The sequence below is a fragment of the Streptomyces sp. NPDC045955 genome (assembly GCF_056430805.1).
In genome coordinates, this window is record NZ_JBWKKY010000013.1 from 38,398 (window position 1) to 64,871 (window position 26,474).

25 protein-coding genes are annotated in these 26,474 nt (G+C 73.4%); 13 read left to right on the forward strand and 12 right to left on the reverse strand.

Features of this window, described 5'->3' with window-relative positions; genetic code table 11:
- Positions 1 to 14 precede the first annotated feature (14 nt).
- The gene (locus tag AC07F0_RS26125; RefSeq protein WP_478982313.1) at positions 15 to 962 is read right to left on the reverse strand and encodes an NAD(P)/FAD-dependent oxidoreductase; all 948 of its coding nucleotides are present in this window, start codon (positions 960 to 962) and stop codon (positions 15 to 17) included.
- A gap of 78 nt (positions 963 to 1,040) precedes the next feature.
- Between AC07F0_RS26125 and AC07F0_RS26130 the strand changes: the two genes are divergently transcribed.
- From AC07F0_RS26130 to AC07F0_RS26155, 6 genes are all read left to right on the forward strand, one after another.
- Positions 1,041 to 1,613, forward strand: a complete 573-nt coding sequence (locus AC07F0_RS26130; RefSeq protein ID WP_478982315.1) for a helix-turn-helix domain-containing protein — start codon at positions 1,041 to 1,043, stop codon at positions 1,611 to 1,613.
- A 116-nt stretch (positions 1,614 to 1,729) separates the two neighbouring features.
- A complete protein-coding gene (locus AC07F0_RS26135; RefSeq protein WP_478982317.1) occupies positions 1,730 to 2,695 on the forward strand; it encodes an NADPH:quinone oxidoreductase family protein in 966 nt (321 codons plus the stop codon).
- Positions 2,696 to 2,715: 20 nt separating this feature from the next.
- Entirely contained in the window at positions 2,716 to 3,897 is a 1,182-nt protein-coding gene (locus AC07F0_RS26140; protein WP_436728291.1) for an acyl-CoA dehydrogenase family protein, read from the forward strand.
- The gene (locus tag AC07F0_RS26145; RefSeq protein WP_478982319.1) at positions 3,894 to 4,994 is read left to right on the forward strand and encodes an acyl-CoA dehydrogenase family protein; all 1,101 of its coding nucleotides are present in this window, start codon (positions 3,894 to 3,896) and stop codon (positions 4,992 to 4,994) included. The genes AC07F0_RS26140 and AC07F0_RS26145 overlap by 4 nt, the downstream gene beginning before the upstream one ends.
- A gap of 197 nt (positions 4,995 to 5,191) precedes the next feature.
- Positions 5,192 to 6,115: a phosphatidylinositol-specific phospholipase C/glycerophosphodiester phosphodiesterase family protein gene (locus AC07F0_RS26150; protein ID WP_478982321.1), complete on the forward strand. Its 924-nt coding sequence runs from the start codon at positions 5,192 to 5,194 to the stop codon at positions 6,113 to 6,115.
- Between the two features lie 71 nt (positions 6,116 to 6,186).
- Complete coding sequence (locus AC07F0_RS26155; RefSeq protein WP_387837457.1) at positions 6,187 to 6,381, forward strand: hypothetical protein; 195 nt, start codon at positions 6,187 to 6,189, stop codon at positions 6,379 to 6,381.
- Between the two features lie 2 nt (positions 6,382 to 6,383).
- On the opposite strand, the gene AC07F0_RS26160 is transcribed toward AC07F0_RS26155, so the two are convergent.
- The 6 genes from AC07F0_RS26160 to xylB all read right to left on the reverse strand — a co-directional run bounded on the left by AC07F0_RS26160 (position 6,384) and on the right by xylB (position 12,923).
- Positions 6,384 to 7,622, reverse strand: coding sequence for a phosphodiester glycosidase family protein (locus AC07F0_RS26160; RefSeq protein WP_478982323.1), 1,239 nt, complete (start codon positions 7,620 to 7,622; stop codon positions 6,384 to 6,386).
- A 127-nt stretch (positions 7,623 to 7,749) separates the two neighbouring features.
- The gene (locus AC07F0_RS26165; RefSeq protein WP_478982325.1) at positions 7,750 to 8,922 is read right to left on the reverse strand and encodes a bifunctional class I SAM-dependent methyltransferase/NUDIX hydrolase; all 1,173 of its coding nucleotides are present in this window, start codon (positions 8,920 to 8,922) and stop codon (positions 7,750 to 7,752) included.
- A gap of 3 nt (positions 8,923 to 8,925) precedes the next feature.
- Entirely contained in the window at positions 8,926 to 9,321 is a 396-nt protein-coding gene (locus AC07F0_RS26170) for a luciferase domain-containing protein (protein WP_478982326.1), read from the reverse strand.
- 105 nt (positions 9,322 to 9,426) lie between these two features.
- Complete coding sequence (locus tag AC07F0_RS26175) at positions 9,427 to 10,029, reverse strand: N-acetylmuramoyl-L-alanine amidase (RefSeq protein WP_478982328.1); 603 nt, start codon at positions 10,027 to 10,029, stop codon at positions 9,427 to 9,429.
- 224 nt (positions 10,030 to 10,253) lie between these two features.
- Entirely contained in the window at positions 10,254 to 11,462 is a 1,209-nt protein-coding gene (locus AC07F0_RS26180) for an ROK family protein (RefSeq protein WP_478982330.1), read from the reverse strand.
- 15 nt (positions 11,463 to 11,477) lie between these two features.
- Positions 11,478 to 12,923 carry a xylulokinase gene (gene xylB, locus AC07F0_RS26185; RefSeq protein WP_478982332.1) on the reverse strand — a complete coding sequence of 482 codons (1,446 nt, stop codon included), beginning with the start codon at positions 12,921 to 12,923 and terminating at the stop codon, positions 11,478 to 11,480.
- A 116-nt stretch (positions 12,924 to 13,039) separates the two neighbouring features.
- Between xylB and xylA the strand changes: the two genes are divergently transcribed.
- Both xylA and AC07F0_RS26195 read left to right on the forward strand, forming a co-directional pair.
- Positions 13,040 to 14,206: a xylose isomerase gene (xylA, locus tag AC07F0_RS26190; RefSeq protein WP_478982334.1), complete on the forward strand. Its 1,167-nt coding sequence runs from the start codon at positions 13,040 to 13,042 to the stop codon at positions 14,204 to 14,206.
- 198 nt (positions 14,207 to 14,404) lie between these two features.
- The gene (locus tag AC07F0_RS26195; RefSeq protein WP_478982336.1) at positions 14,405 to 14,743 is read left to right on the forward strand and encodes a hypothetical protein; all 339 of its coding nucleotides are present in this window, start codon (positions 14,405 to 14,407) and stop codon (positions 14,741 to 14,743) included.
- Here the strand turns inward: AC07F0_RS26195 and AC07F0_RS26200 are convergent.
- Both AC07F0_RS26200 and AC07F0_RS26205 read right to left on the reverse strand, forming a co-directional pair.
- Complete coding sequence (locus AC07F0_RS26200; protein WP_478982338.1) at positions 14,732 to 16,015, reverse strand: SWIM zinc finger family protein; 1,284 nt, start codon at positions 16,013 to 16,015, stop codon at positions 14,732 to 14,734. The two genes, AC07F0_RS26195 and AC07F0_RS26200, sit on opposite strands and share 12 nt — an antisense overlap.
- Positions 16,012 to 18,831 carry a DEAD/DEAH box helicase gene (locus AC07F0_RS26205; RefSeq protein WP_478982340.1) on the reverse strand — a complete coding sequence of 940 codons (2,820 nt, stop codon included), beginning with the start codon at positions 18,829 to 18,831 and terminating at the stop codon, positions 16,012 to 16,014. Before AC07F0_RS26205 ends, AC07F0_RS26200 begins: the two co-directional genes overlap by 4 nt.
- 290 nt (positions 18,832 to 19,121) lie before the next feature.
- On the opposite strand from AC07F0_RS26205, the gene AC07F0_RS26210 reads away from it, so the two are divergent.
- Positions 19,122 to 19,304, forward strand: a complete 183-nt coding sequence (locus AC07F0_RS26210) for a hypothetical protein (protein WP_010040978.1) — start codon at positions 19,122 to 19,124, stop codon at positions 19,302 to 19,304.
- Positions 19,305 to 19,367: 63 nt separating this feature from the next.
- On the opposite strand, the gene AC07F0_RS26215 is transcribed toward AC07F0_RS26210, so the two are convergent.
- Together AC07F0_RS26215 and AC07F0_RS26220 are read right to left on the reverse strand one after the other, a co-directional pair.
- On the reverse strand, positions 19,368 to 20,243 hold the full coding sequence (locus AC07F0_RS26215; protein ID WP_478982342.1) for a hypothetical protein: 876 nt from the start codon (positions 20,241 to 20,243) through the stop codon (positions 19,368 to 19,370).
- Between the two features lie 135 nt (positions 20,244 to 20,378).
- Positions 20,379 to 20,675, reverse strand: coding sequence for a hypothetical protein (locus tag AC07F0_RS26220; protein WP_478982344.1), 297 nt, complete (start codon positions 20,673 to 20,675; stop codon positions 20,379 to 20,381).
- 98 nt (positions 20,676 to 20,773) lie between these two features.
- Here AC07F0_RS26220 and AC07F0_RS26225 point away from each other — a divergent pair, with 98 nt between their 5' ends.
- Positions 20,774 to 21,676, forward strand: coding sequence for an oxygenase MpaB family protein (locus AC07F0_RS26225; RefSeq protein WP_478982346.1), 903 nt, complete (start codon positions 20,774 to 20,776; stop codon positions 21,674 to 21,676).
- Positions 21,677 to 21,730: 54 nt separating this feature from the next.
- Here AC07F0_RS26225 and AC07F0_RS26230 read toward each other — a convergent pair whose 3' ends face one another.
- Positions 21,731 to 22,330 (reverse strand): class I SAM-dependent methyltransferase, encoded by a 600-nt coding sequence (locus AC07F0_RS26230; RefSeq protein WP_478982348.1) that lies wholly within the window; start codon positions 22,328 to 22,330, stop codon positions 21,731 to 21,733.
- 152 nt (positions 22,331 to 22,482) lie between these two features.
- On the opposite strand from AC07F0_RS26230, the gene AC07F0_RS26235 reads away from it, so the two are divergent.
- The 3 genes from AC07F0_RS26235 (at position 22,483) to AC07F0_RS26245 (ending at position 26,459) form a co-directional block, all read left to right on the forward strand.
- A complete protein-coding gene (locus tag AC07F0_RS26235) occupies positions 22,483 to 23,247 on the forward strand; it encodes an MHYT domain-containing protein (RefSeq protein ID WP_478982350.1) in 765 nt (254 codons plus the stop codon).
- Between the two features lie 159 nt (positions 23,248 to 23,406).
- A complete protein-coding gene (locus AC07F0_RS26240; protein WP_478982352.1) occupies positions 23,407 to 26,025 on the forward strand; it encodes a sensor histidine kinase in 2,619 nt (872 codons plus the stop codon).
- Positions 26,022 to 26,459, forward strand: coding sequence for a roadblock/LC7 domain-containing protein (locus tag AC07F0_RS26245; RefSeq protein WP_478982354.1), 438 nt, complete (start codon positions 26,022 to 26,024; stop codon positions 26,457 to 26,459). Before AC07F0_RS26240 ends, AC07F0_RS26245 begins: the two co-directional genes overlap by 4 nt.
- Positions 26,460 to 26,474: the final 15 nt, after the last annotated feature.

Below are 26,474 nucleotides of genomic sequence, written 5' to 3' on the forward strand. Positions count from 1 at the left end.
CTCCTGGACGGCCGCTACTCCTGGACAGCCGCGTCGAGGTCGGTCATCAGCAGATCCCCGACGATCGCGGCTGCCGCCCGGTAGCCGCCGCTCGCCGCGTGCACGACCTGCTCGGCGAAGCCGATCGCGTTGCCCGCGGCCCACACGCCGGGGACGGTCGTCAGCCCGGTCGGGTCGACCACCGGGTACGCGCCGAACGGCGTCTCGTGCAGCTCGGCGCCGAGCCGCTCCAGCAGGCCGGTCTGCGGGACGGGGCGCGGGCTGACGAACAGCACGGAGCGGGCGTGCGTCGTCCCTCCCGCAGAGGGGGCGTCCCCAGCGAGCCGGACACCGGTGAGCCGGTCGTCCTCGACCACCAGCCCCGCGACCTCGCCGGGCACCACGTCCACCCCGGCCGCGGCCAGCCGGCGCAGGTCCTGGTCGGACAGCTCCTCCTCGGCGACCGTGTGCAGGAAGAACCGCACGTCCTTCGACCACTGGGACACGATCAGCGCCTGGTGCACGCTCGCCGGGCTGGACGCCAGCACCCCGAACGGCTGGTCGCGCACCTCCCAGCCGTGGCAGAACGGGCAGTGCAGCACGTCCCGGCCGAACCGCTCGGCGACCCCGGGGACCGCCGGCAGCTCGTCCTTCAGCCCGGTGGCGACCACCAGCCGCCGGGCCCGCACGGTCCGCCCGTCGGCCAGCACCACCGCGAAGTCCTCGCCCTTGTCCACCTCCACCACCCGGTCCCGCACGAGCTCGACGCCGTAGCGCGCGATCTCCTCCCGGCCGACGTCGAGGAACTCTCCGGGCGGCATCCCGTCACGCGACAGATAGCCCTGCATGTGCGCGGCGGGCGCGTTGCGCGGCTCGCCCGCGTCGACGACCAGCGTGCGGTGCCGGGCCCGGCCCAGCACCAGAGCCGCGGACAGGCCCGCCGTACCACCGCCGACGACTACGACTGCGTACCTCTCGGTCATGGTGACCACCTCCACTGCCGAGGGTCGCCCCACTGCCACGGTATTGACAAACCCGTTTGCCGAACCTGCAATACGACCATGACCACGGACGAGGTACTCGCGGGCGTCGGCCCCCGGCTGCGGCAGCTGCGCAAGGAGCGGGAGGTGACACTGGCGGCGCTCTCCGAGACCACCGGCATCTCCGTCAGCACCCTGTCGCGCCTGGAGTCCGGCCTGCGCAAACCCAGTTTGGAGCTGCTGCTGCCGATCGCACGGGCCCACCAGGTGGCCCTGGACGAACTGGTCGGATCGCCGTCGGCCGGTGATCCGCGGGTGCGGTCCACGCCGATCGAGATGTTCGGCCGCACGCACTGGCCGCTCACCCGACAGCCCGGCGGCCTCCAGGCCTACAAGGTGCGGGAACCTCAGCGCAGACAGGAACCCGACCCGCGCACGCACGAGGGCTACGAGTGGCTGTACGTGCTGTCCGGCAAGCTGCGCCTGGTGCTGGGCGAGCACGATGTGGTGCTCACGGCGGGGGAGGCCGCGGAGTTCGACACCCGGGTGCCGCACTGGTTCGGGTCGACAGGGGAGGGGCCCGTGGAGTTCCTCAGCCTGTTCGGGCCGCAGGGGGAGCGGATGCATGTGCGGGCACGGCCGAAGCGGAAGTGACGCGTCCGACGGTTTCCCGGGTCCTCCGACGGTTCCCAGATCGTCAAGCGACCGCTTAGTATGCGAACCGACCCCGGTCAGACGACGCAGTCGACGCAGTCCCGTGGAGGCCCCGCATGCAGGCATGGCAAGTGCACGAGAACGGCGAGCCGGGTGAGGTGATGCGGCTGGAAGACGTGGCACCGCCCACGCCCGCCGACGGCCAGGTCCTGTTGAAGGTGCGCGCCGCGAACATCAACTTCCCCGACGCCCTCCTGTGCCGGGGTCAGTACCAGGTCAGGCCGCCGCTGCCCTTCACCCCGGGCGTGGAGATCTGCGGCGAGACCGAGGACGGCCGCCGGGTGATCGCCAACCCGGCGCTGCCGTACGGCGGCTTCGCCGAGTACGCCGTCGCGGACTCCGCCGCCCTCCTGCCCGCGCCGGACGCCCTGGACGACGCGGAGGCCGCGGCCCTGCACATCGGCTACCAGACCGGCTGGTTCGGTCTGCACCGCCGGGCCGGTCTGGAGGCCGGTGAGACCCTGCTCGTCCACGCTGCCGCTGGAGGGGTCGGCAGCGCGGCCGTGCAGCTCGGGAAGGCCGCCGGCGCCACCGTCATCGGTGTCGTCGGCGGCTCCGGGAAGGCGGCCGTCGCCCGCGAGCTGGGCTGCGACGTCGTGGTCGACCGGCGCTCCGAGGACGTCGTCGCCGCGGTCAAGGAGGCCACCGGCGGCCGGGGCGCCGACGTGATCTACGACCCGGTCGGCGGCGAGGCCTACGCCCAGTCCGCCAAGGCCGTCGCCTTCGAGGGGCGCATCGTGGTCGTCGGCTTCGCCAGCGGCACGATCCCCAGCCCGGGGCTGAACCACGCCCTGGTGAAGAACTACTCGATCCTCGGCCTGCACTGGGGCCTGTACAACACCAAGAACCCGAAGCTGGTCCAGCACTGCCACGAGCAGCTCACCGAGCTGGCCGCCCGGGGCGCGATCAAGCCACTGGTGAGCGAACGCGTGCCGCTCGGCGGGGCCGCCGCAGCCGTGCAGAAGGTCGCGGACGGCCTGACCACCGGCCGGATCGCCGTCGTCGTGGAGGAGGCAGCATGAGCAACGGAGAGCGGCGCGGGGTGCCCGGGGCCGAGGAACTGCGGTCCCGTACGCGGGAGTTGCTGGCCGCGCATCCGCCGGCCTCGACCGACCGCCTGGACTTCCTGCGGGCCCGCTTCGACGCCGGACTGGCGTGGGTGCACTACCCGGAGGGCCTCGGCGGACTCGGCGCTCCCCGTTCCCTCCAGGCCGTCGTGGACGCCGAACTGGAGGCGGCCGGGGCGCCCGACAACGACCCGCGGCGCATCGGCATCGGCCTCGGCATGGCCGCGCCGACCATCCTGGGCTACGGCACCGAGGAGCAGAAGCGGCGGTACCTGAGGCCCCTGTGGACGGGGGAGGAGGTCTGGTGCCAGCTGTTCAGCGAGCCGGGCGCCGGATCCGACCTCGCCGCCCTGGGCACCAGGGCCGTGCGGGAGGGCGATGACTGGGTCGTCAACGGACAGAAGGTCTGGACGTCCAGCGCCCACGTGGCGCGCTGGGCGATCCTCATCGCCCGCACCGACCCGGACGTGCCCAAGCACCGGGGCATCACGTACTTCGTCTGCGACATGACCGACCCGGGTGTCGAGGTCCGGCCGCTGCGGCAGATCACCGGCGAGGCCGAGTTCAACGAGGTGTTCCTCACCGACGTCCGCATCCCGGACTCCCGCCGCCTCGGCGAGGTGGGTGACGGCTGGCGGGTCGCGCAGATGACCCTGAACAACGAGCGCGTGGCCATCGGCGGCATGCGGCTGCCCCGCGAGGGCGGCATGATCGGCCCGGTATCCACGACCTGGCGCGAGCGCCCGGAGCTGCGCACCCACGACCTGCACCAGCGCCTGCTGAAGCTCTGGGTCGACGCCGAGGTCGCCCGGCTCACCGGCGAGCGGCTGCGCCAGCAGCTCGTGGCCGGCCAGCCCGGCCCCGAGGGCGCCGGCATGAAGCTCGCCTTCGCCCGCCTCAACCAGGAGATCAGCGGCCTGGAAGTGGAACTCCTCGGTGAAGAGGGTCTGCTGTACGACGACTGGACCATGCGCCGACCGGAGCTGGTCGACTTCACCGGCCGCGAGGCCGGCTACCGCTACCTGCGCTCCAAGGGCAACAGCATCGAGGGCGGGACCAGCGAGGTCCTGCTGAACATCGTCGCCGAGCGCGTCCTCGGCCTGCCCGCCGAACCGCGCACCGACAAGGACGTCGCCTGGAAGGACCTCGCCCGATGAGCGACCTGTTGTACTCGGAAGAGGAGGAGGCGCTGCGCGCCGCCGTCCGCGGCCTGCTCGCCGACCACTGCGACGCCCCGGGCGTCATCGCCCGCGTCGAGTCGGACACCCCGCACCACCTGGCGCTGTGGAAGGCCCTCACCGACGGCATGGGTCTCGCGGGCCTGCTGGTGCCCGAGGAACTGGACGGCCAGGGCGCCACGCACCGGGAAGCCGCCGTGGTGCTGGAGGAGCTGGGGCGTGCGGTCGCGCCCGTCCCGTACCTCACGAGCGCGGTCGTCGCCACCGAGGCGCTGCTGGCCTGCGGTACCGACGACCTGCTCACCGAGCTCGCCTCCGGGACCTCGATCGGAGCCCTCGCGGTCGCCCTCAACGTCGCACCGAGCACCGCCTACAAGGTCGTCCGGCACGAGAACGGCCTGCTGTACGGCGACCTGACCGGCATCGCGGACGCGGCCGTCGCCGACGTGCTGCTCGTGCCCGCCGACGACGGCGGCCTCTACGCGGTCGACGCCACCGCCGCGACCGTCACACCCCAGATCTCCCTGGACCTGACCCGGCCGCTCGCGACCGTCACCCTCGACGGAGCGCCGGGCCGCCTGCTGGGCGACGCCGAACCCGCCGTGCGCCGGGCCCTGCGCGCCGGAGCCGGGCTGCTCGCCTCCGAACAGCTCGGACTGGCCGACTGGACACTGACGGAGACTGTCCGCTACCTCAAGGACCGCAAGCAGTTCAACCGGCCCGTCGGCGGCTTCCAGGCGCTCAAGCACCGGCTGGCCCAGCTGTGGCTGGAAGTCGCCAACCTCCGCGCGGCCGCCCGCAATGCCGCCGACGCCCTGTCGACCGGCCAGGACGTCGACGTGGCGGTCACCGTCGCCCAGGCCTACGCGGCGCCCGTGGCCGTCCACGCCGCCGAGGAGGCACTGCAACTGCACGGCGGCATCGGCATGACGTGGGAGCACCCGGTGCACCTGTACCTGAAGCGTGCGAAGGCCGACTCGATCGCCTACGGCACGGCCGGCGCCCACCGGGAGGCACTGGCCGCACTGGTCGACCTCCAGGCCCCCCTGACAGACGGACCTGATAGGCAGACCTGACAGGCAGACCTGACAGACATCCGGCCGACGCCGGTGAGAAGCCCGTCCCACCCGGGGCGGGCTTTTCGTGTGCCCCGCCCCGGTGAAGTGAACGCACGACGGCACTCTCGCCAACTCCCCGCAAGGCGCTGCTCCTTGGCCCTGCGCGAACCCCATACTCGCAGGGTTCCCGTACGGCACTCCCAGGGAGGCAGAGCATGGACCTCACCACCCGTCGCAGAGCCCTCACCACCCTCGGCGCCGCCCTCGCGGGCTCGGTCGCCCTCCCCGCCACCGACGCCCTCGCCGGTGAACGGCGGCACGGGCCCCGCCCGTTGTGGCGGGCCCACGCCCACAACGACTACGAGCATCCGCGACCCCTGCTCGACGCCCTCGACCACCGCTTCGGCAGCGTCGAGGCCGACATCTACCTGGTCGGCGACCAACTCCTCGTCGGCCACGACCCGGAGGACCTCGACCCGGCCCGCACGCTGGAGTCCCTCTACCTCGACCCGCTCGCCGCGCGTGTGCGGGCCAACCGCGGCCGCGTGTACCGGGGGTACCGCGGGTCGCTGCAACTGCTCGTCGACATCAAGACCGAGGGCTCGTCGACGTACCTCGAACTCGACCGCCGGCTCAGGCGCTACCGGCACCTGTTCACGACCTACGCCCACGGCCGGGTCCTCCCCGGCCCGGTCACCGCCGTCGTCTCCGGCGACCGCGCGGCCCGTGCCCCGATGGAGGCCCAGACCGTCCGGCGTGCCTTCTACGACGGCCGGCTCGCCGACCTCGGCGGCGGGGCGCCGGCCTCCCTCATCCCGCTGATCAGCGACAACTGGACGCTCCACTTCACCTGGCAGGGCGTGGGCGCGTTCCCGGACGCCGAGCGGGAGAAGCTGCGGAGTATCGTCCGGGCCGCGCACCGGCGGGGGCAGAAGCTACGGTTCTGGGCGACCCCGGACCTGGCCGGACCAGCCCGGGAGGCGCTGTGGGCCGAACTGCTCGCCGCCGATGTCGACCACCTCAACACCGACGACCTCGCCGGACTGGAGGCCTTCCTGGACGCCCGGGCGGGCGGCGTAGGGCCGTCGGGCCCGCAGGGGACATCACACGTTCGGCGGACAGGTCAGCGGCCCGGATGAACCCTCCGCTACGCCACACTTACGGCCGAACGCCGTGAACCAGACATGGCGGCGTGGCGGAGGAGTTGACGATGGCCATTTCCATCTCTGTGGTGCTGCTGCTCTCGGTCCTGGCGGTGATCTTCCTGCGCAACGGCGGGCTGAAGGTCTCCCATGCCCTGGTCTGCCTGCTCCTCGGCTTCTACCTGGCCAGCACCAGCATCGCCCCGACCATCCACAGCGGCCTCACGGCGACGGCGGACATCGTCAGCAGTCTGCGGCCCTGACGTCACGGCCCGGAGAACACGCCGATGCCGTTCGCGACGGCGCGTTCGGCACCGCCGCTGGGGTGGTTGCGGACCGAGACGCCGCTCGCGCCCGCCTTCCGGGCGACCAGCGTCGACGACCCGCCGCCGTCCAGGCTGAAGGCGGCGTCCGAGCCCAGCTTCCGCATGACGTCGGCCACTTCGGCGATCGTCAGGCCACTGCGGTAGGCGGCGGCGCCGTCCAGCGCGAACAGCAGCACGCGCCGTCCGCCGTCGGTGATGCCCACGGCCGTACGAACGGCCGACGTCGTGTCGTCCAGCCCCGGCAGCGGCCGGCCGCCCGTGAGAACCGGGTAGCCGCCGAGGGCGAGGCGGTAGGCGGCGCCGTGCGTGGCCGCCACGAGACGGTGCTCGACCTCGGCCGCTTCACCGGCGGACAGTTTCCGCAACTGCTGGGCGCCCGCCTCCCGGCCGACCAGCACGGTGGTGCCCGCGGCGATGGGTCCGCTGCCGGGTGTGTCGGCGGCCGACACGACCTTGCCGTCGCGGACCGTCACCTCGTACGTGTCGGTGCTGCACGGCGCGGCCCGGTCCGTGTCCGTGCCGCACGTGGCGCGCACGCGGGAGACGCTGCCCCAGTCGGAGGTGAACGCGCCGACGGAACCCACCGGCAGCGCGTACTGGTTGAGCCCGCCCAGCGGCAGTTGCGCCTCGGCCGTACGGACCGAGCCGTCCAGGGCCAGCCGGTCCAGCCGCGCCACTCCGTCCCTGCCGACACCGAACACGTCCTCGGTGCTCGTGCCGGGCGGCAGCGCCGGGCCGAAACGCTGGCCGTTCGGCACGGCCGCCTTGAGCGCCCGCCCGGCCGCGATCGCCGGGCCCACGCTCGCGCCGGTGACCTCGACCCCCGGATGCTGCGTCTCGGTGATGTTGAAGAAGTCGCCGTTGACACCGGCGACCGCCCCCTGGGCGTCGGCCATCCGCGAGACCTGCGCGCGCGAGGCCATGGCCCCGGGATACAGCAGATCGACCCGTACCCGCGGGTGGCGCAGGTCGACCTTCAGCACATGCGCGTGCGTCACCCCCTTGGCGGCCTTGATGTCGAACTCCTCGTATCTGACCCCCGGCGCGATCCGTACGCCCTTGTGGACGGCGCCGGCCGGAGCCGCCCCCGCCAGGGCCGCCCCGGTCAGCGCGCCGAACGCCGTGAGAAACGCCAGTACCGCTCTGCCTGCTCCCCGCCGTCTGCGACGACCTGCCACCGTGCCCCCTGATGCCTCGTCAACTCACCGGATCCTCAGGGGCAGTGCACCAGACCACGAGGGCCGGCGGGGCGGCCGGGCGCCGACTCCACGGGAACGGCTGAAAACACGCACCCCTCCGGGTGCTTCAGCCATCGCTCGTTCCGGTGCCGTACGGCGTGAAGTGGGCGGGCGCGTGGTCGATCGGCAGCCCCGGCCGCCAGGCGGTGAGGGCCTGCGCGCTGCACACGAACAGCTCCTCCGGCAGCCGATCCAGGGCGAACCAGCGCCAGTGGCCCACGCTCTCCCCGGGCTGGTCCGCCGGCTCTCCCCGCCAGGCGGTGACCCGGGCGGCCACGGTCACCCGTACGAGACCCCCGGCGTCGTCGAGGAGTGTCCCGAGGAGCCGGACGTCCTCGGCGCGGGCGGCCAGGCCCGTCTCCTCGCCCAGTTCGCGCACGACCGTCTCCTGCAGTGACTCCCCGGGCTCCACCGTCCCGCCGGGCAGCTCCCACGTCCCGTGCCGGTGCCGGCCCAGGAGCAGGCCCCGGGGCCCGTACACGATGGCGCCGACCCCGATCGCGGCGTGGGCCCTCGGCGGCTTGGCGGTGCGCGGCCGGGACGAGACCCGGACGGGCCGCGTCACCCGGAAGAGCCGGTACGACGCGTGGTTGCCGGCCTGCGGCGTGTCGAGGACGTCGACCTGCTCCACGCGCAGCCCGTGCTCGGCGAGCAGTGCCGTCCAGAGTTCCGGGGCGAGGACCCACATCCGGACGGTGACGTCTCCGCCCCCGGCCAGCCGCAGGATCTCCGGCCGGGCGATGACCTCGTCCGACGGTCCGTCACCGTGCGAGTTGGTGTGCAGCACGGTGAAGCAGAGCCTGCCGCCCGGCTTGAGCGCCGCGGCCAGGGCGGGCAGCAGCCGGTGCGGGTCGATGTACGGCACGGCGTTGACCGAGTAGATGACGTCGTACGGCTCCACCGAGCGCAGATGCTCCACCGCGTCGCCCAGGACCAGGCGCAGCCCCGGCAGGGAGCCGTAGCGGGCGCGCGCCCGCTCCAACTGCCCGGCGGAGGAGTCGACGGCGTCCACCAGCGCGCCGTGAGCACGGACCAGATGGGCGGCGTGCCGCGCCGGACCGCACCCGAGGTCCAGCACGCGCCGGCCTGTCAGCTCCCCGAGCACCTCGATCCCCGGCCCGGCGCCCTCGAACCCCCAGTCGATCCGCGCCGCCTCGGGCAGCACCGTGCCCCGCCTCAGGTGGTGTGCTCCGTACGTGCGCCAGGCCTCGGCGTTGACGGCCTCCGGTCGGGTCGCCACGGCTCAGCCGCCCGCCGCGGCGCCGCGCGGAAGGACCGTGACACGGTGGAAGTTGCACCCGGCGAGCCGCTGCTCCTGCCCGGTGGGCCGGGTCTGGTGGGTCTTGAGGGCGATGCTCACCAGGCTCAGCAGCAGGTCGATGTCCGCCTCGCAGTCGAGGTGGACCGTCACCCAGCCCGATCCGGGAACCAGGTGGATGGCGCTCGAACCGGCGAGGTCGTAGTGGAAGCGCTGGATGGCCGTGCGGGTGAGGTGGAGGTCCACGTCCCGCGTCGAGTGGAAGTGGACGATCTCGTCCCGGACGGAACGAAGCGCCCGTCCGGTACCGCAACTCGCCGGGCCCGCCATCAGGTCGGGCCAGGCCTGCAAACGCTCCAGGGCGCGCTGGGCCAGGGTCATGGCCCCATCGTCGCGTGCTTACCGTGCCGCAACCAGAGGTTGAGTGTTTTGTAACCGGGACGTGAGGTGGGGTGCCGGGCGCCCGGGTGGGGAAACGGACGGGTCTCAGGGGGAGTTGTCGACCAGTCTCATGTAGCGCTTCCAGTCCCAGTGGCGGCCCGGATCGGTGTGGTCGCTGCCCGGTACCTCGTGGTGGCCGATGATGTGCGCCCGGTTCCTGGGGATGTCGTACCTGGCGCAGATCGCCGCGGTGAGCCGGGCCGACCGCTCGTACATGGCGTCGGTGAAGTATTTGGGCTGGTCCACCCAGCCCTCGTGCTCGATGCCGATGCTGCGGGTGTTGTAGTCCCAGTTCCCCGCGTGCCACGCGATGTCCGCCTCGCGCACGCACTGCGCCACGTGCCCGTCGGACGAGCGCACCACGTAGTGCGCGGACACCTTCTTCCTGGGGTTCCGGAAGACGGACAGGGTGCCGGCGTAGGTCGTCTGCGCGACGTGGATGACCACGTAGTGCAGCGGATGGGTGCGGGGGCGGTTCGACGGCGTGTAGTTGTGGCGGCTCGCCGGATGCCACGCGGCTCCGGGGTGGTCGACGACCTGGGGCCGGGCGCCGGCCCGTGTGTCGGGGAACAGGGCGGAGGGGACGGAGATGAGGGCGGCGCCCTTGAGGATGCCTCGCCTGCTGGGGAAGGGGGTCGTCCGTTCCATGTGTGGGTGCCTCCCGGGCTCGACGGCGGGTGTCTCTTGCTCGACTGCTGGGGGCGGCGGCCGTTGCGGTCGCGGCCCGCGTGATCAAGTTACGGCGCCTGCCGTTCGGTCCGAAGGACGCGAGGCTTTTCGGTGGAGGGTCGCGAAGATGTGGACAACTCGCTCACCCGGCCGGGTGATTGACAGGGTCCTGAACCGGCCTCGCGTGGGGGGCAAGGGCCCTTTCAGGCCCGCTCGGCAACGGTGGCCGGATCGTCCAGCACCGCCCGCACGACCGAGTGCGCCGCGCCCAGCAGCGGACCCTGCGGCCCCAGCCGGGACACGGAGACGGGACAGGCCGGACCCGCCGTCCGGCGCGCCAGCTCGTCCCGCAACGACGGCAGCAGCCACGGCGCCAGCCCGGAGAGTTCCCCGCCCAGCACCACGCTCTCCGGGTCGAGCAGATTGACCGCCCCGGTCAGGGCGACCCCGAGCGCGATGCCCGCGTCGCGCAGGGCGCGGCGTACGTCTTCGTCGCCCTCCGCCGCGCGCCCCGCCAGCAGCCCGACCCGGTCCTCGTCCGGCTCCAGGCCGGCCGCGCGCAGCACCGCCTCCTCGCCGGCGTACTGCTCCAGGCACCCGCGCCCGCCGCACGCGCACTCCGGGCCGTCCGGCTGGACCGGCACGTGCCCCAACTCGCCCGCGAAACCGCGGGTTCCGCGCAGGAGTCCGCCGTCCACGACGACGGCCGCGCCGATGCCGATCTCCGCCGACACGTGCAGGAAGTCGCGCGGTGTGGCGTCGCCCAGCCAGAGTTCGGCGAGCGCGCCGAAGTTGGCCTCGTTGTCCACCGTCAGCGGGAGGTCCGCCGGCAGCAGGTCACCGAGGTCCGTGTCGTGCCAGTCGAGGTTCGGGGCGCGTACGACGGTCCGGGCGTCACGCGCCACCAGACCGGGCACGGCCACGGCGAGACCGGCCGGCCACAGGCCCTCGCCCTCCGCCTCGGCGACGACCCGGCGGATGAGTTCGGTGAGCTCGGCGAGCACGGGCCCGGGGGAGCGGCCGCGGTTCGCGCCCTGGCGTATCGCCCGCGACCGGGTCTGGCCGCGCAGGTCCACGGCACAGACCGCGAGATGGTCGACGCCGACCTCCGCGCCGATGCCCGCCGGGCCGCGTCCGCTCAGCGCGAGCGCGGAACCGGGGCGGCCCACCCGGCCGGGCCGCTCGGGCCCCAGCTCCTCCAGCAGCCCCGAGCGGATAAGTTCGTCGACGAGCGTCGAGACCGCCGCCCGGGTCAGGCCGATACGTGAGGCGACAGCGGCCCGGGACAGCGGCCCCTCGGCCCGGACGGCGTGCAGGACCCGGGCGAGGTTGCGGCGGCGCATGCCCTGCTGGGTGTCCGGCAGGGCGCGTCCCGGCCCGGCCGGACGGGCCTCGTGCAGTGGTGCGGTCATGCCTGACGCCAGTCCTCAGTGGGTGTCCGTGGGCCGCTCCAGCAGCGGGGCCGCGTCGGAGAGTACCCCGGCGATCCTGGCCAGCGTCTCGTCGTCCCGCTCGACGGGGTCGAACACCGGTCCGGCCGCCGTGTTCCAGCGCCGGGCGACCGCCGCCGGGTCCTCCCCGGTCAGCACCCCGGCCGCCTGCGCGGCGGCGCCGAGCGCCACCAGTTCCTTCGCCTCGGGCACCTGCACGGGACGCCCCGAGAGCCGCCGTACGGTCTGCTGCCAGGCCGTGCCCCGGGCACCGCCGCCGATCAGCAGCAGGGGCGCCGAGGGGTCCGCGTCCTCGTCGAGGACCAGGTCGAGCGCGCCGAGCAGGGAGTGCACGGCACCGTCGTAGGCGGCCTGGAGCAGCTGGCCGGCGGTCGTGTCGTGGCGCAGGCCGTGCAGCAGCCCGGAGGCGTTCGGCAGGTTCGGGGTGCGTTCGCCGTCCAGGAAGGGCAGCAGCGTGACGGCCGTGCCGGGTTCGACGGCCTCGCGGTCCAGGCCCAGCAGCGTCGCCACGCGGTCCACGGCGAGGGTGCAGTTCAGGGTGCAGGCCAGCGGCAGCCAGTCACCGCGGGCGTCGGCGAAGCCGGCCACCGTGCCGCTCGGGTCGGCGGGCCGCCGCTGCGACACCGCGTACACCGTGCCCGAGGTGCCGAGGCTCATCACCGGCGTGCCCGGACGCACCCCGAGGCCCAGCGCCGCCGCGGCGTTGTCGCCGGTGCCGGGCGCGACCAGGGTGCCCTTGGAGAACGGCAGATCATGGCTGTCGCGCACCGTGCCCGCCACCTCGCCGGGCCGGACCACACGGGGCAGCAGGGCCGGGTCGAGCCCCACGTGCGCCAGGATCTCCTCGTCGTAGCCTTCCGTCCCGGAGGCCCACCAGCCCGTCCCCGAGACGTCGCCGCGGTCGGTCGTGCCCTGCCCGGTGAGCCGCTCGGTCAGGTAGTCGTGAGGGAGGCGCACGGCCTTCGTGGCGCGCGCCGCCTCCGGCTCGTGCTCGGCCAGCCAGGCCCACTTGGTGACGGTGAAGGAGGCGGCGGGCACGCTTCCGGTGCGCTCGGCCCAGAACTTCGCGCCGCCCAGCTCCTCCGTAAGCCTGCGGGCCTGCGGCGCCGAGCGCACGTCGTTCCACAGCAGGGCGGGCCGCACCGGCACACCCCGGTCGTCCAGCGTGACCAGGCCGTGCTGCTGGCCACCGACCGACACCGCGGCGGCCTCGTGCGCCGCGTCGCCGCACTGGCGCAGGGCCTCGCACAACGCGTCCCACCACTGACGCGGATCGCTCTCGCGCCCGGCCCCCGAGGAAACCGTGTGCGGCGCCTGGCCGCTCGCGACGACCCGGCCGGTCGCAGCGTCGACGACCAGCGCCTTGGTGGACTGGGTGGACGAGTCCACGCCGACGACGAGCGGACCCTCGGCTGCTGACATCGGGTTTCTCCCTCTGCTCTCGTCCCGAGACACCTTGTCTCTTCCCAGGAAGGTGCTCGCATACTAATTTGTAAATCGGCATGACGAAATAGCCTCAGCGAGCAAGGAGCCGCGGCATGAGCTACCAGCCCACCCCCGAGGACAGGTTCACCTTCGGCTTGTGGACCGTCGGCTGGCAGGGACGGGATCCCTTCGGCGACGCCACGCGGCGTGCCCTCGACCCGGTCGAGACGGTGCAGCGACTGGCCGAGCTCGGCGCCCACGGCGTCACCTTCCACGACGACGACCTGATCCCGTTCGGCTCGAGCGACACCGAGCGCGAGACCCACATCAAGCGCTTCCGGCAGGCGCTGGACGCCACGGGCATGAAGGTCCCGATGGCCACCACCAACCTCTTCACGCACCCGGTCTTCAAGGACGGCGCCTTCACGGCCAACGACCGCGACGTGCGCCGTTACGCGCTGCGCAAGACCATCCGCAACATCGACCTCGCCGTCGAGCTCGGCGCTCAGGTGTACGTGGCCTGGGGCGGCCGGGAAGGTGCCGAGTCGGGCGCCGCCAAGGACGTCCGCGCCGCCCTGGACCGGATGAAGGAGGCCTTCGACCTGCTCGGCGAGTACGTCACCTCCCAGGGCTACGACCTGCGCTTCGCGATCGAGCCCAAGCCGAACGAGCCGCGCGGCGACATCCTGCTGCCCACGGTCGGCCACGCCCTGGCGTTCATCGAGCGCCTGGAGCGTCCGGAGCTGTACGGCGTCAACCCCGAGGTCGGGCACGAGCAGATGGCCGGGCTGAACTTCCCGCACGGCATCGCGCAGGCCCTGTGGGCGGGCAAGCTCTTCCACATCGACCTCAACGGCCAGTCCGGCATCAAGTACGACCAGGACCTGCGCTTCGGCGCCGGCGACCTGCGCGCCGCGTTCTGGCTGGTCGACCTGCTGGAGTCGGCCGGCTACAGCGGCCCGCGGCACTTCGACTTCAAGCCCCCGCGGACCGAGGACCTGGACGGGGTCTGGGCCTCGGCGGCCGGCTGCATGCGCAACTACCTCATCCTCAAGGAGCGCGCCGCCGCCTTCCGCGCCGACCCGGAGGTCCAGGAGGCCCTGAGCGCGGCCCGCCTGGACGAGCTGGCCCAGCCCACCGCCGCGGACGGCCTCCAGGCCCTGCTCGCCGACCGCTCGGCCTTCGAGGCCTTCGACGTCGAGGCGGCCGCCGCCCGCGGCATGGCCTTCGAGCGTTTGGACCAGCTGGCGATGGACCACCTGCTGGGGGCGCGTGGCTGAGCGCACGCGCGCGTGGGGGTCCGTTGGCCGGTCACGGGGTGTGTGACCGGCCAACGGGGCCGTAATGCTCCGAAATCGCCGTAATGCTCCGGGATCACGGTCCGTAATGCTCCGGAATCATGCGATCCACGCCATGAGCCGGTACCAACTTCCGGGCGCCCCTCCCGCCTTGGGCGGTGCGCGGCGACGCTGGGCGGTATGGCCATGCCGCCCGTACCGCCGCATCCGCCCGGGCCTCCCCGGCGCCGGAATCCCCTGCTCCTCCTGCTCGCTGTGCTCGTGGCCGTCGCAGCCGTGTCCGTCGTGGTGCTGATGGCCAGGGGAAGCGACGACTCGCCGGACCGGGAGCCGCCCGCCGGGAGCACGAGCAGTACCCCCGATCCGTCCTTCGGTATCCCCACGAAGCTGCCCACCGAGTTGCCCGGCAAGCTGCCGACCCGGCTGCCGTCGGGCTTTCCCAGCGGGCTGCCGAGCGATCTGCCCAGCGACCTCGAGTCGCTCCTGCCTTCCCTGGACACCGGCGGGCTACTGCCCTGAGCTCGCAGCGGCTCCCTCTGCGGCGGCGAGTTCCGCCGACGTCAGTGCCGTCGCCGGATCCTGTGCGGCCCCTGCCGAGGGCAGCCAGCGGCCGCGCTCCTTGTGGTACGGCCACCACCGGCCGTCCCGGCCGAGGCGGAGCTGGACCGGTGCGCCGACGACCGTCCAGCGGTTGCCGCGCACCCGCAGCTCCGGCCGCTCGTCCGCGTCCCAGGCCGACTCCAGGGCGGCACGCGCGCGTGCGAGCGCCTCGCCCTGCGCCTTCCACTCCTCATCGAGCACGGCCAACGCGGCCGTACCGCCGTGGCGCCAGGCACGGACCGCCGCCGCCATACCCTCCCGGCCGCGTCCCGACCCGGCGGCGAGACGGTCCGCCACCTCCTGCCCGGGGTCGCCCGCGGCCAGCCGTACGGCGTCTTCCGAGACGGTCGACTCCGCACCCGAAGGGTGCCCTTCGGCCGTTCCCCGGAATGACTCGGCGAGCATGCGGTGGGCCTGTACGGCGGTCCGCGCGGCCAGGAACTCCAGCGCGGCCGGGTCGATGCCCGGGGCGGGCGGTGTCTCGGTGTCCAGGGACGGCGGCACTCCCGGCTCGTCGGGGAGTTCGGGAAGGGGCGGCAGCGGAGGCAGGATGCCTCCGGCCGCGTACGCCTCGGCCGCGTCCACCCCTTCCTGGTCGGAACGCCCCGTGGCGGAGGCGTCGCCGCGCGACTGGAGAGCGTTCAGCAGGGTGGCTTCGCCGCGTCCGCGCATCAGGAGCAGGACGAAGGGGTCCTGGTCCAGCAGACGCGCCACCTGGTAGCAGAGCGCCGCCGTGTGCCCGCAGTGGTCCCAGGCTCCGCAGTCGCACTCCGGCTCCAGATCGCCCAGGCCCGGCAGCAGTTCCATGCCCGCGGCCGCCGCGTCCTCGACCAGGTGCGGCGGCATCTCACGGTCCAGCAGCGCCGCTACATGCCCGGCCCGCTCCGCCGCCATGTCCAGGAAGCGGTCCCACTGGTCGGGCGACAACTCCTCCAGCAGGACGTCGGCCCGGTGCGCCGTACGGTCACGGTCCTGGACGACGGCCGTGAGCCGCCCCGGGCGCACCGACACGGCGCCGACCGCTCCCGCGCGCGCGAGCCGGCGGCCCGTCCTGAGCTGCGCCGAGTCCAGTGCCGTGTCCTCCAGCGCCTTCAGCCACGCCTGACCCCACCAGGTCTGTGCGAAGCCCCGCCCGTGCGCGGGCGGCAGCGCGGCGAACGTGCGCTCCGTGTCACTGTCGTGCCGAGTCATCGCAGGCCCCCTCGCAGTTCGACCAGGTTCGCCAGTTCCGCGTCCGTCAGCTCCGTGAGGGCGGCCTCTCCGGAGCCGAGGACCGCGTCGGCCAGCTCCCGTTTGCGGGCCAGCAGTTCGGCGATGCGGTCCTCGATGGTTCCCTCGGCGACGATCCGGTGCACCTGCACGGGCCGGGTCTGGCCGATGCGGTAGGCGCGGTCGGTCGCCTGGGCCTCCACGGCCGGGTTCCACCAGCGGTCGTAGTGCACGACGTGCTCGGCCCGGGTGAGGTTCAGACCGGTGCCCGCCGCCTTCAACGACAGGAGGAACACCGGCACTTCACCGTCCTGGAAGCGCCGCACCATGGCCTCGCGCTCGGCGACGGGCGTCCCTCCGTGCAGGAACTGCGAGGGCGTGCCGCGGGCGGCGAGGTGGCGTTCGAGGAGGCGGGCCATCTGCACGTACTGCGTGAAGACGAGCACACCCGCCTCCTCGGCGAGGATCGTGTCGAGCAGTTCGTCCAGCAGGTCCAGCTTCCCGGAGCGTCCGGCGATCACCGGCCGCTCCTCCTTGAGGTACTGCGCCGGGTGGTTGCAGACCTGCTTGAGGCCGGTCAGCAGCTTCACGATCAGTCCGCGCCGCGCCATGCTGTCCGCGCCGGCGATCTCCGCGAGCGCCTCGCGCACCACGGCCTCGTACAGGCCCGCCTGCTCCTGGGTGAGCGACACGGCGTGATCGGTCTCCGTCTTCGGCGGCAACTCGGGCGCGATCCCCGGGTCCGACTTGCGGCGACGGAGCAGGAACGGCCGCACGAGCCGGGCCAGCCGGTCCGCGGCGGCCGGGTCCTGACCGCCCTCGACGTCCTCCGCGTACCGCCTGCGGAAGGTGCCGAGGCGGCCCAGCAGCCCTGGAGTGGTCCAGTCGAGGATCGCCCACAGCTCCGACAGGTTGTTCTCCACCGGGGTGCCGGTGAGCGCCACACGCGCGCGTGCGCCGATCGAACGCAGTGCCCGCGCGGTCGAGGAGTGCGGGTTCTTCACGTGCTGGGCCTCGTCCGCCACGAGCATGCCCCACGGCACTCCGGCGAGCCGGCGCGCGTCCAGGCGCATCGTGCCGTACGTGGTGAGCACGAACTCCCCGTCGGCCAGGCCGTCGAGGCCGCGCCGCGCGCCGTGGAAGCGCCGCACGGGTGTGCCGGGGGCGAACCGCTCGATCTCCCGCTGCCAGTTGCCCATCAGGGACGTCGGGCAGACCACCACGGTGGGCCCGGCGGACCGGGCGTCGGTCTGCCGGTGCAGGTGCAGGGCGATCAGCGTGATCGTCTTGCCGAGTCCCATGTCGTCGGCGAGGCAGCAGCCGAGGCCCAGCGAGGTCATACCCGCGAGCCAGTTCAGGCCTCGCCGCTGGTAGTCCCGCAGGGTGGCGGCGAGCGCCGCCGGCTGTTCGACGGGCTGCTCGACCTCGGGGTCCGCGAGCCGCTCCCGCAGGGCCGCCAGCCACCCGGTGGGCCGCACCTCGATCCGGTGGCCGTCCACGTCCGCCCAGCCCGTCAGGGCCGCGCCCAGCGCGTCCACGGGTGTCACCTTGTGGTCCTGCCGGGAGCGGGCCAGGCGCACCTCCTGAGGGTCGATCAGGACCCACTGGTCGCGCAGCCGGACCACGGGGCGCTTGGCCTCGGCGAGCCGGTCCAGCTCGTCGCGGCTCAGCCGCCGGTCGCCCAGCGCGAACGACCAGTCGAAGGCGAGCAGCGCGTCGGCGGACAGGAACGACGGCATGGCCGCGAAGGACGTGCCGGACTTTGGCTCGCCGTCGGGAGGGCCCACCTCCGCGCGCGTGGTGAGCTCGCGGGTCAGCCCCTTCGGCCAGTGCACGTCCACGCCGGCGGCCTCCAGCGCGCGGGCGCCCGCGCCGAGCAGCTCGGTGACCTCCTCGTCGGCGAGCTCGACCGCGTCCGGCACGGTCGCCGACAGCAGGGGCGTGAGCGGGGCCCAGGCCCGGGCAGCGCGGCGCAGGGCGAGCAGGGCGTCCATCCGCGCGCGCGGTCCGAACGCCTCGCCTCCGGCGCCGGACCAGACGTCCGCGGCGTCCGTCACGAGCGCGGGATCGCTCACGCTGTGCACCTGGAGCACGGCCCGGAACGTCACGTCCGCTTCGGCGTCCACCGCGTCCGTTTCGGCGTCCGCCGCTTCCATCAGGCCGCCCGCCTCGATCCGCAGCGACAGCCGCACTCCCGCGTCGTGGCCCGCGGCGACGTCGGCGGCCCACGCGCGCTGCTCGGGCAGGCGCACCGGCTCGGCCGACGCATAGGCGGGGCCGCCGGTGACCAGCGGAGCGGCGGGAGAGCGGGGCAGGGTGTCGGCGACCGCGTCGAGGAAGGCGCGCAGCAGCCGCTCCGGGTCGGGCAGCCGCAGCGGCCCGGCGCCCGCCAGTGGCACGGCGTGCGCCTCGGGCGGCATGGCGGCGGCGAGGCGGCGCACGGCCTCGACGTCCTGGGCGCGCAGCGGGCCCGTGCGCCAGGCGTCGTGGTCGCCCGGGGACAGCCCCGGCAGCAGCAGTCCGCGCGCGACGAGGTGCAGGGCGTGCGCGGCCGCCGCACCCCAGAACACGGTGGACCGGTGCCCATGGGCTTCGGCACGCGCACGCGTGAGGACCGGCAGGGCCGCGCGTACCGGCAGCAGAACCGCGGACACACTCAGCGGCTCGACGCCGTCATCGCCGGGCACGACGACGGTCAGATCCGCGGCGGACGCCGACGTCACGGTCGGTGGAGTCTCGCCGCCGGGTCGCCAGAAGGCGACGCTGCCGGTCCGGGCCGGGTCACCGGGCAGGAACACGGAGCGGAAGTGGGCCAGTTCGGAGAAGTCGGAGGAGGGCGCCGGGGGAGTGGGATGCTCGGCTATGACGTATTCCTCAAATTTGACTAGTGAAGTCGGAGTCGCCGAGGATACAGCACTTATCGCAAACCGTGGCTATGACTTGGCTGTGAGTTAGGTCACTATGGAGGTCTCGGGGGCGCGTAAGGGTAGCGCCTCAGGGATGTCTCAGGGTCGCGGTCCGGAACTGCCGCAAGCGCGGGCCCGTTCTCGAGACAGAGAGCGGCAGTGGCCGCGAAGGAGGCGACATCATGTCCAAGAACGCCAAGATCGCCGCAGGTGGTGTGGCAGTCGGGCTCATCCTGTTGATCTGGCTGCCCTGGTGGGCATCGCTCCTGATCATCCTGGGAGTCCCGGCCGCCGCGTATCTCACGCTGGACCCCTCGCAGCGGCGCAGGCTGCGCCGCGCCACCCGCAAGGAACTGGGCCGTTGACGCGCTGCTGACCGGCGCGGCCGAAGGCCGCACCGGCTCGCTCCGGCCGTACGGCCCACCGGCTCAGTTCGGCCGTACGGCCATCTTGTCGAGGGCCTCGAGGAGACCCGGCAGCTCCGGCCCCCGACCCACCGGCAGGACCTCGCCGGGTTCCTCGTCGAGCAGCACGAAGGCGATGTCGTCGGTCCTGGCCACGAGCGACCAGCCGGGACCGTCGGCCCGCAGGGTCCGCGCGTCACCGGGCGCGAACGACGACCGGACCCGGCCCAGCGGCGGCGGCGAGTCGATGTAGGTGCGGGCCTCCGCGAGGACGCGCCGGATGCCGCTGTGGCCCTGCTGCCCGTTCTCCCCGCCTCCGCCCGGGCCGTCGGCCGCCGCGCCCGCGTCACCCGGTGCCGGCGAGGATCCCGGTGTCTGCGAGGCCCCTGGTGCAGGGAAGGCCGTGTCGTCGACCTGTTCCCGCCACGCCGCCCACTGAAGCGCGATCTCGTCCGCGCCCAGGCGCCGCTGGGCGGGGCCCCAGACGGTGGTGTCCGGCGGAGCCAGCGGGGGCCGGTCGTCGGCCTCCGGCCCGGGATCGTGCGGCGCGGGCACCCCGGGTGCCGCGACGGCGACCGCGAGGGGCCAGCCGGGCAGCGCCGCGACGACCGTGCGCTCGTCCGGCGACAGTTCGTACTCCATCCCGCAGTCCCAGGAGGCGATCGCGACGGCCACCAGGGAGACGTCGTCGATGACCACGGTCCACCGGGCGCCGTCGCCGTCCTGCCCGAGCACCAGCCCGTACCCGTCGGCGAGCGGCGCGAGGCCGAGCGCCGCGCACGCCTCCGGATAGTCGTCGCCCAGCACGCTCGGGAACTTCGCGGGCGTCAGCAGCACCGCCGTGAGCACATAGAGCGCATCGTCCGCGGCGGCGACGGTGTCCTCTTCCGTCCCGGCCATCCCAGCCTCCCCATCGGTTCGTCCACCGGCGCGCACCCTAGTGTGCGCGGAAGCCCCTTGTCACGGCCCCGCGGGCACACGCGGAGCTGCCGTTTTCCGGCGGACGGGGCGAATCGGCCGTCCCGGCCGGGCCTGTCACTGCGCGGGCAGCCCCAGCAACTCACGGGCCACGGTCCGCGGTGACTGGCCGCGTTCCCGGGCGAGCGCGATGACGGCTCGGCAGGCCAGCTCGTTCACCCCGAACGACAGCGCCTCGGGCGACACCCAGCCGGCCGCCTCGTCGGCCCGCTCCTGGTCGTCCTCCGTGCTCGCCGTGACGTAGGCCGCGGCCGCCTCGAAAAGATTGTGCGGACGTTTGCCCTCGTCGGCCTTCGTCTCCGTGCGCAGGGCATGAGCGACTCTGCCTCCGGCCCTGCGGACCTTGCCCCACATGCTGACCACCTTCCCCCTGTGCGGATGTCCCGCCTACCGGTCATCTTGCTGACACCAACGTAAAGTTGGATCTCCGGTGACAGAAGGGGGACGACCCTGTGAGGCGCTTCGCACGGCTGGAACAGATACGGCGGATGGACCCGTACCGGGAGGCCACGGAGATCTACCGGCTGAGCGCGGCGTTCGAGTTCCCCTGGGACTTCACGCGCGCCCTGGAGCTGGCCCTGTACCGCACGTACGCCGTCCCGAGCATCGGCCGGCTGCTCGCCGAGACGGCGGAGCTCACGCAGCGGACGCAGAAGCGCTACGACGACACGTCGCTGCTTCTGGACGCCGTGGTCGAGCACGGCTTCGGCAGCGACCAGGGCAGGACCGCGATCCGCCGCATCAACCAGATGCACCGCAGCTACGACATCAGCGACGACGACATGCGCTATGTGCTCTGCACGTTCGTCGTGGTGCCCAAGCGGTGGATCGACGCCTACGGGTGGCGCAGGATGTCGCGCCACGAGATCGTCGCCAGTGTCGTCCACTACCGCACGCTCGGGCGGCACATGGGCATCAAGGACATCCCCGAGACCTACGAGGAGTTCGAGGCCTGCCTCGACGACTACGAGGCGGCCCACTTCGCCTGGGACGAGCAGGCCCGGCGGGTCTCGGACGCCACGCTCGACCTGATGTCCTCCTGGTATCCGCGCCCGCTCGCGCCGCTGCTGCGCACCACGACCCTCGCGCTGCTCGACGACTCACTGCTGCGCGCCTTCCGCTACGCCCCGCCGAGCGCCGCCACGCGCGCGTGGGTGCGTCGGGCGATACGGCTTCGGGGCCGCGCCGTCCGGCTGCTGCCGCCCCGGCGCGCCCCGCACTTCGCCCGCCAGAACTGGGAGATCAAGAGCTACCCGGACGGCTACCGGCTCGCCGACCTGGGCACGCGCCCCGTGCCTGGCGTCCGGGGCTGTCCCGTGCGGCACGTGGCGGCGTCGGACACGGAGGCCGGGTGATGGGGCTGCCCGGTCCTCGCGGAAGAGTGCTCGGTCCTCGCGGACGGCGAGTGCTCAGTCCTCGCGGACGGCCAGCGCCAGGAAGCGGGAGTCCTCGTCGACGTACGACGTCATGCGCCACCCCGAACCGGCCAGCAGCGGCCGGAGGTTGGGCTCGGCGCGCAGGTCGTCCGGGGTGAGCGCGCGGCCGTGGCGCGCGGCCAGGGCCGCCCTGCCGATCGGGTGGAACAGCGCGAGCACGCCACCGGGACGCACCACGCGTGCCAGCTCCCGCAGGTTCTCGGCCGGACTCGGCAGGTGCGAGATCAGCCCTGCCCCGAACACGGCGTCCAGCGAGTGTGAGCGCAGCGGCAGCGCGGCGACGTCCGTGAGCAGCAACGCCCCGTCACGGTCCCGTCCGGCCCGCACGGCCTCCCGCAGCATGGCCGGGGTCAGATCGGCGCCGAGCACCACGCCCGACGGCCCCACGGCGGCACGCAGCGGCGGCAGGGCGCGTCCGGTGCCGCACCCCGCGTCGAGCACGCGGTCGCCCGGCCGCAGTCCGATTTCGGCGACCGCGGCCGCGTAGGCCGGACCGTCGTCGGGGAACCGGCTGTCCCAGTCGGCGGCGCGGGCGGTGAAGAACTCCTGGACACGCGTCTGGTCGTCGCTCATGTACGGCATGATTCCTCACCGGCACGGATGACACCTCAGTGCACACGTTCGAGCGTGACCCGATCGTTCCGGTACATCCTTGCGTCATATTCCAACACCTTTCGAAATGCGCCCCCTTCGCGCGCCCCTGGCGGGTCTAGCGTCCCGGAGCCATGGGACACCTGGACCACGCCGCCCTGGGGTGGCTGACCCCCGCGCTGTCGTACGTGATGGCCTGCACGGGCGCCGCACTCGGACTGCGCTGCACCGTCCGCGCGCTCGCCGCCACCGGGCGCTCGCGCCGCAACTGGCTCGTCACCGCCGCCTCGGCGATCGGCACCGGCATCTGGACCATGCACTTCGTGGCCATGCTCGGTTTCAGCGTCACCGGCACCGATATCCGCTACGACGTGCCGCTCACCCTGCTGAGCCTGCTCGTCGCCATGGTCGTGGTATGCGCCGGCGTCTTCGCCGTCGGTTACAGCCGGGACCGCGGCCGGGCTCTGCTGATCGGCGGGCTCACCACCGGCCTCGGCGTCGCGAGCATGCACTACCTGGGCATGGCGGCCGTCCGCCTGCACGGCGACGTGACCTATGACCCGGTGCTCGTCGGGCTCTCCGTCCTGATCGCCGTCGTCGCCGCGACGGCGGCCCTGTGGGCGGCGCTCAACATCAAGTCGCCCGTCGCGGTCACCATCGCCTCCCTGATCATGGGCGCGGCCGTCAGCAGCATGCACTACACCGGGATGTTCGCGGTGAGCGTGCGCGTGACGCCCTCCGGGGAGGCACTGCCCGGGGCCACGGCGATGCAGTTCGTCTTCCCCCTCGCCGTCGGCCTCGGGTCCTACCTCTTCCTGACCTCCGCCTTCGTCGCGCTGTCGCCGACGGCGGGGGAGCGCGAGGCGTCCGCGTCGGCCCAGCGGCCGGTCGAAACGTAGCCCGCTGACCGCGACCGACGCCGGCGGGCGGGCGGCAGGCACTCCGGGCGGCAGGCCCTCCGGACGGCCCGCCAGCCTGGTCGGCAGACGCCTCAAGCCCGGACGGCACCCCCCGAAGCCGGGGTGACACGCCCCGAACCACCCCCGAGCGAGGAGTTCATGCGTACACCCCGTAGGACCCCCGAGGCAGGCGCCGAGGCGCCGCCCCCGCCCGTGCGCGGTCGCCGCGCGCACGCCGGGCCACCGGCCGACGAGGGCGGCCAGACCTCTTCGCAGGCCGCACCGGACGGAGCGGCCACGCGCGCGGAGCGCTGGCACATACGCCCCCGTACCGTGCGCGCCAAGATCGTCTGCCTGCTGATGGTGCCGGTCGTCTCGCTCCTGGCCCTGTGGGCCCACGCCACCGTCACCACCGCCCAAGACGTCTCCCGGCTGCGGCATGTGCAGCGTGTGGACGCCACGGTCCGGGCCCCCGTCTCCGCCGCAGTCGCCGCCCTCCAAGCCGAACGCGCGGCCGCCGTCCGCCATGCCACCGACCCCTCCGCCGCGGGGACCGACGAGCTGGACGAACTCGCCCGGCGCACCGACCGGGACGTCGCGAAACTGCGGCTCGGCGAGAACAGCACCGTCGCCGACAGCGAGGAGCTGCCCGCCGGAGTCGCCCGCCGGCTGGAGGCGTTCGTCACGGGTGCCGGGCAACTGCGTGCGCTGCGGACCGAGGTGCGGGACCGGCGCGCGGGCTGGGCCGAGACGTACAGCCGCTACACCCGGACCATCTCACAAGGCCTCGGCGTCGGCGGTGCCCTCACCGGCATCCAGGACGCCGACCTCGGCTCCGACGCGCGCGTGCTGCTCGAATTCTCCCGCGCGGGCGAGGCCTTGGCCCGGGAGGACGCCCTGTTGGCGAGCGCCCGACTGTCCGGGACGCTGACCGGGGAGCGGCTTCGGCTCTTCACCGGCGCCGTCGAACTGCGCCGCACCCTGACCGAGTCGGCCGTCGCCGACCTGCGCGGCACCGAACGCGCCGCGTGGAACGCACTCACCGACAGCAGCGCCTACGCCGGGCTGGGCGACGCCGAGGACGGGGTCCTCGCCGCCGGACCGGGTGCCAAGGCGATCGAGGCGGCACCAGGAAGCACCTGGGACACCGCTCACGCGCGCGTGCAGAACGGCATGCGCACGATCGAGGACGACGCAGCACGAGGCGTCGCGCAGCGGGCCGACCCGTTCACCCGGGGACTGCTCACCCCGGCCGGCGCGGCCGTCCTGCTCGGGCTCGCCGCCGTCGCCGCCTCGCTCGTCATCTCCGTACGCATCGGCCGAGGCCTCGTGGTGGAGCTCGTGAGTCTGCGCAACAGCGCCCTGGAGATCGCCCGGCACAAACTCCCTGAGGCCATGCGGAGACTGCGCGCGGGCGAGGAGATCGACATCCGCGCCGAGGCACCGGCGGGACCGGCCGCCGAGGACGAGACCGGGCAGGTCGCCGAGGCCCTCGGCACCGTCCACCGGGCCGCGTTGCGGGCCGCTGTCGAGCGCGCCGAACTCGCCAGCGGCATCTCCGGCGTCTTCGTCAACCTCGCGCGCCGCAGCCAGATCCTCGTCCACCGGCAGCTGAGCCTGCTCGACAGCATGGAACGCCGCTCAGACGACCCGAACGAACTGAGCGACCTCTTCCGCCTCGACCACCTCACCACCCGGATGCGGCGCCACGCCGAGAGTCTGATCATCCTCTCGGGAGCGGCCCCCGGCCGGGCCTGGCGCATGCCCGTCTCCCTGACCAACGTGGTCCGCGCGGCCGTCTCCGAAGTGGAGGACTACGCGCGCGTGGAGGTACGGCAACTTCCCGAGGCGGCCGTCGTCGGCGCGGCCGTCGCCGACCTCACGCACCTGCTGGCCGAGATCATCGAGAACGCCGCCCAGTTCTCGCCGCCCCACACGCGCGTGCGCGTCACCGGCGAGCCCGTCGGCAACGGCTACGCCGTCGAGGTCGAGGACCGCGGGCTCGGCATGGGCAAGGAAACCCTCGCCGAGGCCAACCGCCGCATCGAGCAGTCCGAGGCGCTCGACCTGTTCGACAGCGACCGGCTCGGCCTGTTCGTGGTCAGCAGGCTCGCCGCCCGGCACGGCGTCAAGGTCCACCTGAGGACCTCGCCGTACGGCGGCACCACCGCGGTCGTCCTGGTGCCCACCGCCCTGCTGCACACCGGGGCAGCTGAACTTTCCCACGGTGAAGCGGAACTTTCCCACGGTGAAGCGGAACTTTCCCACGGTGAAGCGGAACGTTCCCACGGTGAAGCGGAACGTTCCCACGGTGGAGCGGTGTACGCGCGGCAGTCCGGGCAGCGCGCCCACGCGCGCGTACCCGACGGCCTCCCGCATCAGGACGCCGTCACCGACGCCGTCCCCGAAGCCCTCCCCGCACCGGCCGACCGGCGCTTCCTGGTGGCTCCCGTCCCGGCCGCCGCGCAGACCACGAGCCACACCCCACCCCCAGGAGTCGCCACCTTGCGACTGCACCGGCCCGAGCAGCCCGAAGACTCCGACGACCTCCCGCGTCGCGTACGGCAGGCCAGCCTCGCGCCCCAACTGCGCAACGGGCGCCCCGAAGAGCCGCCGCGCTCGACCGCACCCCGGGACGACGAACGCACGCCCGAGGTCGTCCGGGACCGCATGGCGGCGTACCGCGCGGGCTGGACGCGCGGCGGCGGCAGGCCACCCGGCCGCGGAACCACTCCCCGTCCGACGGGCAGCGACAGCAGCGAAGGAGACCCCGCATGATCCAGGACCCGAGCAGGCATTCCGCCCGGAGCTCCGGCGAACTCGACTGGCTGCTGGACGATCTGGTGCTCCGCGTGAGCGAGATACGGCACGCCGTGGTGCTGTCCAACGACGGCCTCGCCGTGGGCGCCTCGACCGACCTGCGCCGCGAGGACGCCGAGCACCTCGCCGCGGTCGCCTCGGGCTTCCACAGCCTCGCCAAGGGAGCCGGGCGGCACTTCGGTGCCGGCGGGGTCCGCCAGACCATGGTGGAGATGGACGAAGGCTTCCTGTTCGTGGCCGCCGCGGGCGACGGATCCTGCCTCGCCCTCCTCACCGCAGTGACCGCCGACATCGGCCTCGTGGCCTACGAGATGGCACGCCTGGTCAAACGCGTCGGCGAGCACCTCGGCAGCGCGCCCCGCGTCGGCGCCCGGCCACCCGTCGCCGGATGAACCGAGAGGGCGGTC

Bases quoted from the DNA above. Each gene is read 5' to 3' on its own strand.
- xylA (WP_478982334.1), top strand. From the start codon at position 13,040: ATGAGCTACCAGCCCACCCCCGAGGACAGGTTCACCTTCGGCTTGTGG.
- AC07F0_RS26130 (WP_478982315.1), top strand. From the start codon at position 1,041: ATGACCACGGACGAGGTACTCGCGGGCGTCGGCCCCCGGCTGCGGCAG.
- AC07F0_RS26180 (WP_478982330.1), bottom strand. From the start codon at position 11,462: ATGACCGCACCACTGCACGAGGCCCGTCCGGCCGGGCCGGGACGCGCC.
- xylB (WP_478982332.1), bottom strand. From the start codon at position 12,923: ATGTCAGCAGCCGAGGGTCCGCTCGTCGTCGGCGTGGACTCGTCCACC.
- AC07F0_RS26170 (WP_478982326.1), bottom strand. From the start codon at position 9,321: ATGACCCTGGCCCAGCGCGCCCTGGAGCGTTTGCAGGCCTGGCCCGAC.
- AC07F0_RS26230 (WP_478982348.1), bottom strand. From the start codon at position 22,330: ATGAGCGACGACCAGACGCGTGTCCAGGAGTTCTTCACCGCCCGCGCC.
- AC07F0_RS26210 (WP_010040978.1), top strand. From the start codon at position 19,122: ATGTCCAAGAACGCCAAGATCGCCGCAGGTGGTGTGGCAGTCGGGCTC.
- AC07F0_RS26240 (WP_478982352.1), top strand. From the start codon at position 23,407: ATGCGTACACCCCGTAGGACCCCCGAGGCAGGCGCCGAGGCGCCGCCC.
- AC07F0_RS26220 (WP_478982344.1), bottom strand. From the start codon at position 20,675: ATGTGGGGCAAGGTCCGCAGGGCCGGAGGCAGAGTCGCTCATGCCCTG.
- AC07F0_RS26215 (WP_478982342.1), bottom strand. From the start codon at position 20,243: ATGGCCGGGACGGAAGAGGACACCGTCGCCGCCGCGGACGATGCGCTC.
- AC07F0_RS26200 (WP_478982338.1), bottom strand. From the start codon at position 16,015: ATGACTCGGCACGACAGTGACACGGAGCGCACGTTCGCCGCGCTGCCG.
- AC07F0_RS26245 (WP_478982354.1), top strand. From the start codon at position 26,022: ATGATCCAGGACCCGAGCAGGCATTCCGCCCGGAGCTCCGGCGAACTC.
- AC07F0_RS26175 (WP_478982328.1), bottom strand. From the start codon at position 10,029: ATGGAACGGACGACCCCCTTCCCCAGCAGGCGAGGCATCCTCAAGGGC.
- AC07F0_RS26155 (WP_387837457.1), top strand. From the start codon at position 6,187: ATGGCCATTTCCATCTCTGTGGTGCTGCTGCTCTCGGTCCTGGCGGTG.
- AC07F0_RS26145 (WP_478982319.1), top strand. From the start codon at position 3,894: ATGAGCGACCTGTTGTACTCGGAAGAGGAGGAGGCGCTGCGCGCCGCC.
- AC07F0_RS26235 (WP_478982350.1), top strand. From the start codon at position 22,483: ATGGGACACCTGGACCACGCCGCCCTGGGGTGGCTGACCCCCGCGCTG.
- AC07F0_RS26125 (WP_478982313.1), bottom strand. From the start codon at position 962: ATGACCGAGAGGTACGCAGTCGTAGTCGTCGGCGGTGGTACGGCGGGC.
- AC07F0_RS26135 (WP_478982317.1), top strand. From the start codon at position 1,730: ATGCAGGCATGGCAAGTGCACGAGAACGGCGAGCCGGGTGAGGTGATG.
- AC07F0_RS26195 (WP_478982336.1), top strand. From the start codon at position 14,405: ATGGCCATGCCGCCCGTACCGCCGCATCCGCCCGGGCCTCCCCGGCGC.
- AC07F0_RS26150 (WP_478982321.1), top strand. From the start codon at position 5,192: ATGGACCTCACCACCCGTCGCAGAGCCCTCACCACCCTCGGCGCCGCC.